Here is an 11,830-nt window from a genome sequence, read left to right as displayed (position 1 = left end):
ATTCGGTAGGTCAGCCACGACGGCCTCCTTCCACGAGGCGATAACTTGGACAGGCATGTCCGGCGACGCGCGAGACCTGCGGGCCGACGCCCGGCGCAACACCAGCGCGATCCTGGACGCCGCCCTGGCCTGCCTGGCGCGCGACCCGGACGTGAGCATGGGCGAGATCGCCAAGGCGGCCGGGGTCGGCAGGGCCACCCTGTACGGGCACTTCCCCTCCCGGGCCGAGCTCGTCGACGCGGTGTTCGCCCATGCCGCGGAGCGGGCCGAGCAGGCTCTGTCGGCGGTCGACACGGCCGGCGACCCACACCACGCCCTCGCCGACCTCATCGCGTCCAGCTGGCGGCTGGTCACCGAGTTTCGCGCGCTGCTGCGCCGCCGCCGAACGGGAGCGGCCCGCCGAACGCATCCGCGCCCACCACGACCAGCCGTTGCACCGTGTCCAGGCACTCATCGCCCGAGGGCAGCGCGAGGGCGTGCTCCGCGGCGACCAGCCGACATCCTGTCTGGTCACGGTCTTCTACAGCATGCTGCATAGCGCCGCCGACGAGATCACCGCAGGGCGACTGCCCGACCACGACGCCATTGCGATGATCACAGCGACACTGCTATCGGCCTATGCCCCGCCCGCACCATCGACGACCGCGATCGCGTCCACCTCGATCAGGTAGCCGGGCGCGGCCGGCGTCTCCACTCCGAGCAACGTATCGGTGGGCTTGTGGTCACCGAACAGCGCGATCCTGCCCTAAGAACAACTCACCGACCCTGGGCGCGCGAGCCGTACGCCGGGCCGAACACCACTAGCAGTGCCAGGTCCTCGGTCACCTCGTCGAAGCGGTGTTCCTCGCCCGCCGGCACGAAGATCACCGAACCGGGGCTCACTTCGGCAGCGCCGTCCGGGGTCACGATCTTGGCCCGGCCCGCGGTGACCACGTAGATCTCGTCTTCGGTGTGCGGGCTCTGATCGTCGCGCCCGCCTGCCGGGATGCAGTACGTTCCGACCGACAGATCCGGCACCCTCAGGTGCTCCACCCAGTCGTTGGCCGCTCCGGCAGCGAGCGGCGTCCACACTCCCGCACCCTTGATGATCTCCATGACGGAAGCATAGTCATGCACACCTTCACGTTGTGGCCCCAGGTCAGCCGGCCGTGCGGTCGGCGAGTCCGTGGAGGAGCAGGGACGTGAGCGTGTCAATGATCTCCTCGTCGGGCAGACGCGGCCCGTTCTGACCCGCCCCGAGGATGGCGTAACCCAGCAGGGAGATCATCGAGCCGATCGCGGCGGCGACCAGGGCGGGATCTCCCGGCAACGTCTTTCCCTGCTCTCGCATGTACTCCAGGTGGTCGCGGAGCGTATCGGTCTCGGCGAGGATGTGCCGCCATGCATGGCCGTCGCCGGGTGGTTCGGCGATGGTCGACTGCATCAGCGCCGCCACTACCGGCAGGTGGTCGCCCAGGACGTGCCAGATGACGGCGATGTGCGCGCGGAGTTGGCCGGGGTCGCCGAGGTCATGCTCGCGCGGGTGCACTGCGGCGTCGATCTCCCGGTCGGCCTGCGCCGCCATCTCCTCCAGCAGTGCCTGGAGCAGTGCCTCCTTGCTGGGGAAGTGGTCGTAGAACGAGCCGGTGGCCCGCCCGGCCTCCCGAGTGATGTCGGTCACCTTGGTGTTGAGGTAGCCGCGTTCGACGAACAGCTTCCGGGCTGCCTGTTTGAGCGCTTGCTCGGTCTCGGCCGCCTTGATCTTCCGCGTTGTCACGCCTTTTCTCCTTGACCTCGTTTCGCGAGCCAAGCATACTGAACCCTCGTTCGCCGAATATAGATTCACTGAATTGAGGTTCACTATGCGTGCCATCATCATCGGCGGCGGCGTCGCCGGGGTCGCCGGCGCGATCGCCCTGCGGCGGCTCGGCTGCGAGGTGACCGTCTACGAGGCCTATCCGGACCCCGCGGGCCAGGTGGGTTCCTTCCTCAGCCTCGCCGTCAACGGTCTGCGCGGACTGGAGACGCTCGGCTGCCTGGAGGACGTGCGGCAGGCCGGCATCGACGTACCGCGCCAGCACATGTGGTCCAGTTCGGGCAGGCTCCTGGGCGACGTGCCGCGCGGCCGGCTGTCCGGCGATCCGATGCACAGCGTCACCCTCGCGCGCGGCCACCTGGTCGAGGTCCTGCGCGACCACGCGGTGCGCGCGGGCGCCGAATTGGTCACGGGAGAACGCTTGACCGGCGCCGTGACGACCGCGACCGGGGTGAGGGCGGAGTTCGCCAGCGGCCGCACCGACGACGCCGACCTGCTGGTGGGGGCGGACGGCATCTGGTCCCGGACCCGCACCGTGCTCGACCCGAACGCGCCCGCCCCCGAGTACGCGGGCCTGTTCAGCGTCTCGGGCGTCGCCGACATGCCCGCCGGACTCACGGTCACCCCCGGCACCTTCAACATGACCTTCGCGCGCAACGGCGCCTTCATCCACGTCCCGGCCCCGAACGGGGCCCTGTGGTGGTCCGCCCAGGTCGCCAGCCCCGACGAGCCGGACCTGAATGCGGTCGCCGACTGGATCCCCGAGCTCACCGAGCTCTACCGCCACGAGAAGAGCGCGACCGCCATCCTGGAATCCACCGTCGAGGTGCACCGACCGACCCTCATGCACAAGCTGGCCGCGGTGCCGACCTGGCACAACGACCGCGTCGTGCTGCTCGGTGACGCCGGGCACCCGGTCGGCGCCGGCCAGGGCGCCTCCATGGCCATCGAGGACGCCCTGGTCCTCGCCCGCTCGCTGGCTGCGGTCCGGGACATCCCCCAAGCCCTCGCCGACTATGCCCAGACCCGCCGCACCCGCATCGCCAAGATGGTCAAGGCCGCCAGCGACAACCGCGACGCCAAGACCGCCGGACCGATCGAACGCCGAATCAACGACCTCGTCATGCCGGTCTTCTTCCGCCACTTCTACGAAAGGGCCACCGGCTGGCTCTACAACCAGCCCACCCCGGCATGACGAACCCACGGCAGCACCTGCACGTAAGCCCAGACGTTGATGCCCCAAGCCCGACCGTCGATGCAGTCGAACAGGAGCGTATGCCCGTGTGCTGCTCGATGAGGCCACAGGTTGGCCTGTCATGGCGATCGAAGATGTCGATCACCATGGCGTTATCAGCCGGCCGCCACGGCACGTCTGTTTCGTCGTCGGCTGCCGGGTAGGTGGTGCGGGCTCACAGGGGGGAGACTGACATGTGTCTGAGCTGTGGCTGCGGAGAGCCGAACGACGATCACGGCAATCCGGCCAACATCACCGCACAGGATCTGCAGAGCGCCGCTCAAGCGGCGGACATCAGCCCGCAGGAGGCCGCCGAGAACATCCAGGCCGGCATCGGAGCCGGGTAAGGCGGCGATGAAACGGAGTGCCTGTGTCCCGCGCCGCCTCCTTGCCTCTCGTCGGAGTAGGTGAAGCCACTGCGGGACACAGGCACTTTGCCGCGGTTCACTACGACCTGGATAAGGTCACGTGATCGCCACTTGACCGTTCAACGCGCTCCTGCGAGCGCTCGACGGGACTACGAGCCAGCGTCAGCGTCAGCGGACGCCGGTGCGGTTGCAAACGACGTGTTGTCTGAGATCTGTTTTTCGACCTGGGCATGGGCCTGGTCCTGGTCCTGACGCCCGACCTGATGCTGGTTCTGATGGTTGTTGTTGTGGATCCAGAGGTGGGCCTTCTGCTTCTGGCGGTTGTAGTAGCTGTAGTGGTGGTGGATCTTTGGCTTGGCGTGGCTTACGACGGGCTGCTCCTTGACGGGCTGCCCCTTGGGCTGTGGCGGCGCGCCTCCGGCGTAGGCGGTCGAGGAAGTGGCCAGCGTGACGGCGGCAGCGGACATGGCGATGCTGACCGCGAGAGCCCCGGTCGCAGTCTTGAACTTGGGCATTGAATTTCCCCCCAAAGGTTCGGTTGCCCTGTTCTCAATATTTTCCGGATGATTGGGAAAATGTTGATGAATGGCAGCCAAATATGCTATCCGTGCATCTTCTTTCCTGGATAAGTGTGCAGTAAACGGGGGGCTTTCGTGTGTTTGCCTGATTCTAACGCATCCATGGCCCTATTTAAGCTTTCATGAAATAAAACAAAATGAGGCGATTTGCCGGTTTTATTCGCCCTCGGTGGCGAAAGCTGAGCCCGGATCCGCGTGCGCCGCGCAGCGTCGGACAACTCCGGTGAATGTGGGGCTGAGCCGCCTTTATGGCTCAGATCGAAACACGTGCAACGTTTGACTTTTGAGGCCTCATGCAGCGGCGTTCACGCCGAGCCATTCCAAGGCGTCAGCCGCCGCATGGAGAACCGAGATGTGCCCGTCCTCCGGGTAGAGCCGCAGCTCGGCCCGAGGGCAGTGGCGGGCCAGCCATTCACCGTGTGAACTGGGCACGACCCGGTCCTGACCGCCGTGCATGAGCAGCACCGGAGCGGTCACCTGGCCGGGATCACAACCCCACGGGGCGACGTACGCGAGGTCGTCGTCGATCAGCCCTCCGGGGCCGCCCTCCAGGGCGGGGCCGACGACACTGTCGAACCAGGACCACTCACCGGTGAACGCCGCATGATCCACAGGGGCGAACATCTCCGGGTCGTACTCGGCCGTCGCCTCGTGCCGTTCCTTCGCCGCGCGTCCCGCGACGGCGGCACGCAGGGAGGCCTCGCCCGAGGCGGACATGCCGGCGAACCAGTCGAGCCCCTCCGCGCCGTACGGAGCCAGTCCCGACACGCTCACGGCGGCCAGCACCCGGTCGGGAAGCAAGGCGGCGCAGGCCAGGGCGTGCGAGCCGCCGCCCGAGTGACCCATGACGGCGAACCTGGCGATGCCCAGAGCGTCGGCGACGCGCTGGGCGTACTCGGCCGCCGAAGACACATTCCGGCCGGGAACAGGGGTAGTGCCGCCGTAACCAGGGCGGTCGTACGACACCCAGCGGATGCCGAGCCGGTCAGAAACCGGGAAGAGGGGCTCCGGGGGCGTGCCGATGTTGGGCGTGCCGTGATGCCAGAAGACCGTCAGCCGATCATCGGCATCGCCGGCAGCCGTGTCGTAGACGTGCAGCGTACGGTCGTCGCCAAGATCCAGCGTCAGCTCTTTCACCACCCGGCCGAGCCTAACGACCAGGGAATCCGAGCGCCAGGTGTCTCACCGGGGCCGTACCGCACGGCCCCGGTGAGGATCAGAGGGCGAGCAGGGCGTTGACCGGCAGGCGGGGGTCGGACAGCGGGCGTATGGCGATGCGGAGCAGCGCCAGCGCGTTGTCGTCGCCCGCGATGCGGTTGGCGCTGAGCTCGCCGCAGGACTGGCAGTGATGGATGATCAGCCACTCACCGTCCGGCCGGACGGTGACGCTGAGCGCCGCCATCCGGCCCCGGCAGCCCGCCCGCCGGTCCCCCGGAATGCGGTGGTCGACGTGCAGGCTGGTCAGGCAGTGCGGGCAGTGGTTGCGGTGCGCCGTGCCCGGCGCGATCATCGGGACGTCCAGCCGGCAGCCGACGCAGCGGAACGCGTCGGCGGACTCCCGATGATGGTGCGCGGTCTTGCGCCGTTGCGGCCTCTCCCGGGCCGGGTTCCTCCTGGGCATGTCACAGGTCGCCGAACGCCTCGAGCGGGAACGGCGGCTGCGCGAGCGGGCGTACCGCCATGCGCATGAGGATGAGCTGGTTGTCGTCCCCGCAGATGGGGTTGGACGTCAGCTCACCGCAACGGGTGCAGCGATGGATGATCATCCAGTCGCCGGTGCGGAGGACCGCGATCGCGATCGGGATCATCCGCGAGCGGCACTCGGACGGGCCGCCCTCCATACGGTCGAGCACGTGTTGCGAGTGCAGGCAGCTCGGGCAGTGGTTGCGGCGGGTGCCGTCAGGGGCGGTCGCCGTCACGGTCAGGCCGCAGCGGACGCACTGGAAGGTCTCGGTGTTGACGATGGAACGTGGTTTGCCGTTGGCAGACAACGCGGGTACTCCTTGCCGGAAACGAATGGGGGTGAAGACAGCAAGGAAGTGCGCCAGCCGCGGCCGGCCCGGCCCCGTGGACGATGTCAGATGTGATGCGTCAGAGGCAGGATTCGCCGGCAACACGTCGAGGCGCACTTGGCGCGGTGCCAGACATCAACCCACCCCTTCCACGGCGGCATGACCCGCCCGTTCGACTCGGCCACGTGCGAGGGTAACGGCGCCGGATGGCCTACCGCCAATGGTTTTCGCCGGCGTGCCGACCGTCGTGCAGGGCGCGCAGAAGGACATTGAGCGAGTCGTCTGGAGTCTGCCCGGCCGTGTCGATGACGATGTGCTCCCGATCCCAAGGTTCGTAGGCGCGGTCGATGATCTGCTGCCAGTCGGGAAGGTGGAGGTCAGGGATGTCGGTCGAGCGCGAGGTCGCACGGTGCCGGTGCTCGATCGGGTCCGAGCAGATCACCTCCACCTCCGCGGTCGGTACGTCCGCCTCGGTCCCCACGTCTCGCCAGGCGTCACGGGTGATCGCCAGCGGGTTGACGGATTCCGCGATCACGGTGAGTCCGCCCCGAAGGTGGTCTCCGGCCAGGGCGTACCCGACGGCGTAGCCGGCGGGGCCGAGGGGTTGACCGGCCAGGCCGGAACGGACGATCGCCTGCTCGATGGTGTCGATGCGCAGGTGCACGGCGCCCATGTGCGCGGCGAGGAGGCGGGCGAGCGTGGTCTTTCCTGTCGCGGGCAGGCCGCCGATGACGATGAGCATGCCGTCAATACTGTCGCAGCAGTCGCGAGGGAGCGATCGAGGCGATTTGCCGGGAGAGCGGCGCACGGCTAGCTTCGCCGTCCATGACCCCGACTCTGCGCACTGAGCGCCTGCTGCTGGAGCCGTACGTCCCCGAAGACCAGGAAGACTTCGTCGCCCTGTTCCAGGACCAGAGGGTTTCGCAGTGGATGGGCGACGGTCCTGCTCCCGAGGCGGAGGACCGCGCGCTGTTCGGACGGATCTTCACGAAGGTCTATGCCCAGGATCTGTTCGACGTCTGGGCCGTTCGCCGGGACGGCCGTTTGATCGGACACGCTGAGATCAAGCAGACCGACGTGGTCCAAGGCTACGAGATCATCTACGCACTGGCCCCTGCTATGTGGGGATCGGGACTGGGGAGAGAACTGGCCGAGGCGATCGTCGCCTACGGCTTCGACTCCTTGGGGCTCACGGAGGTGCACGCCACCGTGGCGGCGTCGAACAGTGCCTCGCTGGCCGTGCTGAACAGGATCGGATTCGAGCACGTCCGGGACATAGCAGAGGATGACGGGGGCACCACTCGCGTGCTGACGCGCCGTCGGGCGGTGCAGCCCACCCGGCAGGAGTGAAGGGCTCCTTCCGGGTCCGGCTGGTGATTGACCGAATAAGGTTCTAGATTCGGCTCATGGGGATCGGGCTGAGCGAGGAACACCTGGCATTGGCCGCCTCCGTTCGGGGGCTGGCGGAGCGGACCGTCGAGCACGCGGCCCTCGCCGGGCAAGGGCTACTGGGGCTGCATCTTCCGGAGGAGCACGGCGGGCAGGGGTACGGGCTGCTGGAGTTGTGCGTCGCGCTCGAGGTGCTGGGCGAGCGGCGCGTCCCCGGCCCTTACCTGCCTACGGTTCTGACGTCGGCGGTTCTCGCCCGCTCAGGCGGCGACCGGTACGGGGACCTGGTCAAGGCGCTCGCCGACGGCTCGATGACCGCGACCGTCGCTCTCCCCGCCGACGCCCCGGTCGCCGGTGCCGGGCTGCTCGCCCTGGGGGCGTGCGACGCCGACCTCTTCCTCCTGCCGGTAGGCGGTGGCGCGTGGGCGGTGCTGGGTCGTGACGATGTCGCTGCCGAGCCCGCCGACAGCGTCGATCTCGACCGCGCCCTCTGCTCCGTGACGCCGCGCGGGCAGATCCCCGCCGACCGGGTGCTCCCCCACGCGCCGGTACGGGAGCTCGCCACGGCGCTGCTGGGCGCCGACGCGTGCGGCATTGCGGCGTGGGCGGTTGCGACGGCGGCCGGCTACGCCAAGGTCCGCGAGCAGTTCGGCCGGCCGATCGGGCAGTTCCAGGGCGTCAAGCACCGGGTGGCCGCCGCCCTGGTGGCGTTGGAGCAGGCCCGTGCCGCCGTCTGGGACGCCGCCCGGGCCATGGACACCGCCGTCGGGGACACCGGCCTCTCGGATGAGACGCGGTTGGCGGTCGGGGTGGCTGCGGTGCTCGGGCCCGACGCGGCCGTGCGGTGTGCGGCGGATGCGATCCAGGTGCTCGGCGGCATCGGCTACACCTTCGAGCACGACGCCCACCGCTACTACCGCCGCGCCCTGTCCGACCGCATGCTGGCCGGCGACCCCGGCCCCTGGGCGGAGGAGGCAACCGGCCTGGCGGTCCAGGGCACGCGGCGGGCGATGGAGCCGGACCTGCCCGACGAGGCCGCCGCCGTCAGGGACACGATCAGGGCGGAGGCGCAGTCACTGCGGGCGGAGGAGCCGGCGGCCAGGCGGGCGAGGTTCGCCCGCGAGGGCTGGATCATGCCGTACCTGCCCAGGCCGTGGGGCAGGGACGCCTCCCCGCTCGAGCAGGTGATCATCCACCAGGAGTTCCGCGACCTCAAGCGCCCGAACCTGGGCATCGCCGCCTGGGCGGTCCCGTCCATCGTCCGGTACGGCACCCGCGAGCAGCAGGAACGTTTCCTCCCGGGCACGCTGACCGGCGAGATCGTCTGGTGCCAGCTGTTCAGCGAGCCGGGAGCCGGCTCCGACCTGGCCGGGCTGTCGGCGAAGGCCACGAAGGTGGAGGGCGGCTGGTCGCTGAGCGGGCAGAAGATCTGGACGTCGCTCGCGCAGTACGCCCACTGGGGCATCTGTCTCGCCCGCACCGCGCCTGAGAGGCCGAAGCACGACGGGATCTCGTACTTCCTGGTGGACATGTCCTCCCCCGGGATCACCGTCAGGCCGCTCAAGGAGATCAACGGCGAGGAGATCTTCAACGAGGTGTTTCTCGACGACGTCTTCGTGCCGGACGACCTGGTCGTCGGCGAGGTGAACGCAGGCTGGCGGGTCGCCCGTGACACGCTGTCCCACGAACGCGTCGCGCTCGGCGATTCCTGGGGTCCCGGCTCGCAACACACCGACATGGTCAAACTGATCGCCAGCCTGCCTGAGCTCCGGCAGGCGCAGCGCGAGCAGGCAGGACGTCTGTGGGCGGAGGGCCAGGCCATCTCGGCGCTCGGCCTGCGCGTGACGCTCTCGAAGCTGTCCGGCACGGATCCCGGAGCGGCCTCCAGTGTCCGCAAGCTGCTCGGCATGCGGCACGCGCAGGCGATCTCGGAGTTCTGCTGGTCGCTGGCCCCGGCGGACCCGTACTGGAACCGCATGATCCTCACCACCCGCGCGTTCACGATCGGCGGCGGCACCACGGAGGTGCAGCTCAACATCATCGCCGAGCGGGTGCTGGGGCTGCCGCGGGACCCGTGATCAGCCTTTGGGATAGTACGGGGCCGCCAGGTGCGCGTACACGATCGTGTTGTCCCGGTAGCTGTGCGCCTGCCGGTCGAACGCCCCGCCGCAGGTCACCAGCCGTAGCCCCGGATAGGCGAGCTTGCCGTAGACCTTCTTGGCGGGGAAGCGCGCCTTCGGCGTGTGCTCGACCTTGTCGACGACGAAGACGGCCACCGAGCGGTCGGCCCGCAGCACCTGGACCTGGTCGCCGCGCTTGACCTCCTTGAGGCGGGCGAAGACGGCGGGGCCACTCCTGGTGTCGAGGTGCCCGGTGATCACGGCGGCGCCACGCTGGCCGGGGACGGGGCCGTAGCGGTACCAGCCGGCCAGGTTCGGGGCGTCGAGCGGCGGGTTCTCGATGGCGCCGCGCGTGTCCAGGCCCAGCTCCGTCAGCGGCGCGGCGACGCCGATGGACGGGATGTAGACGGCGGTGGGACGGGCGGCCTCCATGGGCCTGGCCATCTTGGAGAGCGGCACGCCGATGATCGGCGCCGGGCGTGCGGTCGCGACCGGCGTCGTCTCGGGCTCGCCGCCCACGATGCCGCTCAGCCCGGACCAGATCAGCAGCGCCCCGGCCAGAGTGATGACGCCCGCGACGGCCAGGATCAGCCGATTTCCGCGAGCACGTGTCCCGCGCGTCGCGTCGGCAGGAGTGCGCGACCCACCGGCCGCTTCAGCGGGAGCGCGCGAGCTGCTGGCCACCCTAGGCGGCATCCCCGCGGCGCCGTACCGCGAACCCGGCCAGCCCGGCCCCGGTCAGCAGCGCGGCCCCGCCCAGCGCGAACGGCCACACCGCGCCGTCCTGCGTGAGCCCGCCCCCGCCGGTCTCCGGATGCCCATCGGGCACCTTGTGCTCGCGCTCGCTCGCCGGCCGCCACGGATCCTCATTCGCCTCGGGACCTGGCTGGTGGGCCCAGGGCTCCTCGTCCGGTGCGGGCTCGCCCGACCAGGAATCCTCGGGTGCGGGGGTGCTCGAGGAGGTGTCGTCCTGCGGGGATTCGTCGCAGAGGATCGGCAGTGGAAGGAGGCAGGTGGGGACCACGTCCGGCAGTTCAGGGCCGGACTGTGCGGAGGCGGTGCCGATGCCCGCCGCCAGGCTCACTCCTGCGGCCATGAATGCCGTGACCGCTCCAGCGGCCGCGAGACGTCGCGCTCTTGCCATGAAGGCTCCCGAATTCGTCGGCTGTCGCCCCCCGATGCAGCAGTGAGCCTTGCGAACTATTGGACGGCGAGTCAAGTAATGTGACCGAAGTGAAACAGGCGGATACGGAGTGTTTGGTCGGCCGCCGACGTGGCAGAAGTACTCCGTTAGGGGGACAAAAGCCATGAGTCAACCACAACAGCCCGAACTTCGCAGATCAGGCAAGGCGGCCACCGACTCCACATCCGCCCACGCCATACCTGAGACGAAGAGCGGCGCCAAGCGGCGGACCATCCGCCCGCACGGGACCGACAAGGGAGGCAAAGGCGGCGGCAAGGGCGGCGGCGTGCCTCCCGGCCAGCGCTCGCCGTATCCGGAGTGAGGCCAGAGGTGAAGGGAAGCCTGCAGTTCATCGGCAACGCCACCACGCTGATCCGTTACAACGGCTTCACGCTGCTGACGGATCCGAACTTCCTGCATCGGGGTCAGCGGGCGTATCTGGGATTCGGCCTGAGCGCGCGCCGGCTCACCGACCCCGCTGTGGAGATGGAGGATCTGCCCACCCTGGACGCGGTGGTGCTGTCCCACCTGCACGGCGACCACTGGGACCGGGTCGCCCGGCGGGGCCTCGACAGGGACACGCCGATCATCACCACCACCACAGCGGCACGCAAGCTGCGCTGGCGGGGGTTCCGTAGCAGCGTGGGCCTGGAGGAGTGGCAGCAGCACAAGCTCCGCGGCCACGGCGGGACCGTCGTGATCACCGCCCTGCCCGCGAGGCACGCGCCCGGCGCGGCCGAGGCGCTGCTGCCGCCGGTGATCGGCACGATGCTGGAGTTCTACAACCGGGACGAGCGCATCGAGCTGCGCCTGCACATCAGCGGCGACACGCTGCTCGACCGCCGCCTGGACGCGATTCCGCGCCGCTTCCCGGAGATCGACCTGGCCCTCGTCCACCTGGGCGGCACCAGGCTCGGCACCCTGATGGTCACCATGGACGGCGAGCAGGGCGCCTCATGGGTGGACGTGATCAATCCCAAGACGGTGGTGCCGGTGCACTACGACGACTACACCGTCTTCAGCTCGCCGCTGGACGACTTCCGGCGGCAGATCGACCAGGCCGGGCACGCCGACCGGCTGGTCTACCTGGAACGGGGCGAGACCCGAGAGCTCGCCCCGCACCGGCTCATCCGCCACTGATCCGCGGCGGC

Annotated in this window: 16 protein-coding genes; 7 read left to right on the top strand and 9 right to left on the bottom strand. The window is 69.2% G+C overall.

Annotation, left to right across the window (positions count from 1 at the left end; all coding sequences use genetic code 11):
• Window positions 1-55 precede the first annotated feature (55 nt).
• Window positions 56-538, top strand: coding sequence for a TetR/AcrR family transcriptional regulator (locus OHA25_RS28725; protein ID WP_327590556.1), 483 nt, complete (start codon window positions 56-58; stop codon window positions 536-538).
• A 218-nt stretch (window positions 539-756) separates the two neighbouring features.
• On the opposite strand, the gene OHA25_RS28720 is transcribed toward OHA25_RS28725, so the two are convergent.
• Window positions 757-1,095: a cupin domain-containing protein gene (locus tag OHA25_RS28720; RefSeq protein WP_327590555.1), complete on the bottom strand. Its 339-nt coding sequence runs from the start codon at window positions 1,093-1,095 to the stop codon at window positions 757-759.
• Window positions 1,096-1,138: 43 nt separating this feature from the next.
• Entirely contained in the window at window positions 1,139-1,756 is a 618-nt protein-coding gene (locus OHA25_RS28715; RefSeq protein WP_327590554.1) for a TetR/AcrR family transcriptional regulator, read from the bottom strand.
• Window positions 1,757-1,841: 85 nt separating this feature from the next.
• On the opposite strand from OHA25_RS28715, the gene OHA25_RS28710 reads away from it, so the two are divergent.
• Together OHA25_RS28710 and OHA25_RS28705 are read left to right on the top strand one after the other, a co-directional pair.
• On the top strand, window positions 1,842-2,990 hold the full coding sequence (locus tag OHA25_RS28710) for an FAD-dependent oxidoreductase (RefSeq protein ID WP_327590553.1): 1,149 nt from the start codon (window positions 1,842-1,844) through the stop codon (window positions 2,988-2,990).
• Window positions 2,991-3,223: 233 nt separating this feature from the next.
• Complete coding sequence (locus OHA25_RS28705) at window positions 3,224-3,376, top strand: hypothetical protein (RefSeq protein WP_327590552.1); 153 nt, start codon at window positions 3,224-3,226, stop codon at window positions 3,374-3,376.
• Window positions 3,377-3,546: 170 nt separating this feature from the next.
• Here the strand turns inward: OHA25_RS28705 and OHA25_RS28700 are convergent, their stop codons facing one another.
• The 5 genes from OHA25_RS28700 to OHA25_RS28680 form a co-directional block, all read right to left on the bottom strand.
• Window positions 3,547-3,912, bottom strand: coding sequence for a hypothetical protein (locus OHA25_RS28700; protein WP_327590551.1), 366 nt, complete (start codon window positions 3,910-3,912; stop codon window positions 3,547-3,549).
• A 354-nt stretch (window positions 3,913-4,266) separates the two neighbouring features.
• Complete coding sequence (locus OHA25_RS28695; RefSeq protein ID WP_327590550.1) at window positions 4,267-5,115, bottom strand: alpha/beta fold hydrolase; 849 nt, start codon at window positions 5,113-5,115, stop codon at window positions 4,267-4,269.
• Window positions 5,116-5,191: 76 nt separating this feature from the next.
• Window positions 5,192-5,596, bottom strand: coding sequence for an RNHCP domain-containing protein (locus tag OHA25_RS28690; protein WP_327590549.1), 405 nt, complete (start codon window positions 5,594-5,596; stop codon window positions 5,192-5,194).
• A gap of 1 nt (window position 5,597) precedes the next feature.
• Window positions 5,598-5,966 carry an RNHCP domain-containing protein gene (locus OHA25_RS28685; protein ID WP_305922666.1) on the bottom strand — a complete coding sequence of 123 codons (369 nt, stop codon included), beginning with the start codon at window positions 5,964-5,966 and terminating at the stop codon, window positions 5,598-5,600.
• A 232-nt stretch (window positions 5,967-6,198) separates the two neighbouring features.
• Window positions 6,199-6,729: an AAA family ATPase gene (locus OHA25_RS28680; protein WP_327590548.1), complete on the bottom strand. Its 531-nt coding sequence runs from the start codon at window positions 6,727-6,729 to the stop codon at window positions 6,199-6,201.
• An 83-nt stretch (window positions 6,730-6,812) separates the two neighbouring features.
• On the opposite strand from OHA25_RS28680, the gene OHA25_RS28675 reads away from it, so the two are divergent.
• Together OHA25_RS28675 and OHA25_RS28670 are read left to right on the top strand one after the other, a co-directional pair.
• A complete protein-coding gene (locus tag OHA25_RS28675) occupies window positions 6,813-7,337 on the top strand; it encodes a GNAT family N-acetyltransferase (protein WP_327590547.1) in 525 nt (174 codons plus the stop codon).
• 56 nt (window positions 7,338-7,393) lie between these two features.
• The gene (locus OHA25_RS28670; RefSeq protein WP_327590546.1) at window positions 7,394-9,454 is read left to right on the top strand and encodes an acyl-CoA dehydrogenase; all 2,061 of its coding nucleotides are present in this window, start codon (window positions 7,394-7,396) and stop codon (window positions 9,452-9,454) included.
• Here the strand turns inward: OHA25_RS28670 and OHA25_RS28665 are convergent, their stop codons facing one another.
• Window positions 9,455-10,180, bottom strand: coding sequence for a class F sortase (locus tag OHA25_RS28665; protein ID WP_327590545.1), 726 nt, complete (start codon window positions 10,178-10,180; stop codon window positions 9,455-9,457).
• Window position 10,181: 1 nt separating this feature from the next.
• On the bottom strand, window positions 10,182-10,640 hold the full coding sequence (locus OHA25_RS28660; protein ID WP_327590544.1) for a hypothetical protein: 459 nt from the start codon (window positions 10,638-10,640) through the stop codon (window positions 10,182-10,184).
• Window positions 10,641-10,803: 163 nt separating this feature from the next.
• On the opposite strand from OHA25_RS28660, the gene OHA25_RS28655 reads away from it, so the two are divergent.
• Together OHA25_RS28655 and OHA25_RS28650 are read left to right on the top strand one after the other, a co-directional pair.
• Window positions 10,804-11,001 (top strand): hypothetical protein, encoded by a 198-nt coding sequence (locus tag OHA25_RS28655; RefSeq protein WP_305922660.1) that lies wholly within the window; start codon window positions 10,804-10,806, stop codon window positions 10,999-11,001.
• An 8-nt stretch (window positions 11,002-11,009) separates the two neighbouring features.
• Window positions 11,010-11,819: an MBL fold metallo-hydrolase gene (locus OHA25_RS28650; RefSeq protein ID WP_327590543.1), complete on the top strand. Its 810-nt coding sequence runs from the start codon at window positions 11,010-11,012 to the stop codon at window positions 11,817-11,819.
• Window positions 11,820-11,830 lie beyond the last annotated feature (11 nt).

The organism is Nonomuraea sp. NBC_00507, from assembly GCF_036013525.1.
Taxonomy (GTDB): Bacteria; Actinomycetota; Actinomycetes; order Streptosporangiales; family Streptosporangiaceae; genus Nonomuraea.
Note: the sequence above shows the minus strand (reverse complement) of the source record. Positions and strands in the feature narration are given on the sequence as shown.

What these genes read in the sequence shown, in the direction of transcription:
- OHA25_RS28725 (WP_327590556.1), top strand. Translation starts at nt 56, where the DNA reads ATGTCCGGCGACGCGCGAGACCTGCGGGCCGACGCCCGGCGCAACACC.
- OHA25_RS28720 (WP_327590555.1), bottom strand. Translation starts at nt 1,095, where the DNA reads ATGGAGATCATCAAGGGTGCGGGAGTGTGGACGCCGCTCGCTGCCGGA.
- OHA25_RS28710 (WP_327590553.1), top strand. Translation starts at nt 1,842, where the DNA reads ATGCGTGCCATCATCATCGGCGGCGGCGTCGCCGGGGTCGCCGGCGCG.
- OHA25_RS28705 (WP_327590552.1), top strand. Translation starts at nt 3,224, where the DNA reads ATGTGTCTGAGCTGTGGCTGCGGAGAGCCGAACGACGATCACGGCAAT.
- OHA25_RS28700 (WP_327590551.1), bottom strand. Translation starts at nt 3,912, where the DNA reads ATGCCCAAGTTCAAGACTGCGACCGGGGCTCTCGCGGTCAGCATCGCC.
- OHA25_RS28690 (WP_327590549.1), bottom strand. Translation starts at nt 5,596, where the DNA reads ATGCCCAGGAGGAACCCGGCCCGGGAGAGGCCGCAACGGCGCAAGACC.
- OHA25_RS28680 (WP_327590548.1), bottom strand. Translation starts at nt 6,729, where the DNA reads ATGCTCATCGTCATCGGCGGCCTGCCCGCGACAGGAAAGACCACGCTC.
- OHA25_RS28675 (WP_327590547.1), top strand. Translation starts at nt 6,813, where the DNA reads ATGACCCCGACTCTGCGCACTGAGCGCCTGCTGCTGGAGCCGTACGTC.
- OHA25_RS28670 (WP_327590546.1), top strand. Translation starts at nt 7,394, where the DNA reads ATGGGGATCGGGCTGAGCGAGGAACACCTGGCATTGGCCGCCTCCGTT.
- OHA25_RS28660 (WP_327590544.1), bottom strand. Translation starts at nt 10,640, where the DNA reads ATGGCAAGAGCGCGACGTCTCGCGGCCGCTGGAGCGGTCACGGCATTC.
- OHA25_RS28655 (WP_305922660.1), top strand. Translation starts at nt 10,804, where the DNA reads ATGAGTCAACCACAACAGCCCGAACTTCGCAGATCAGGCAAGGCGGCC.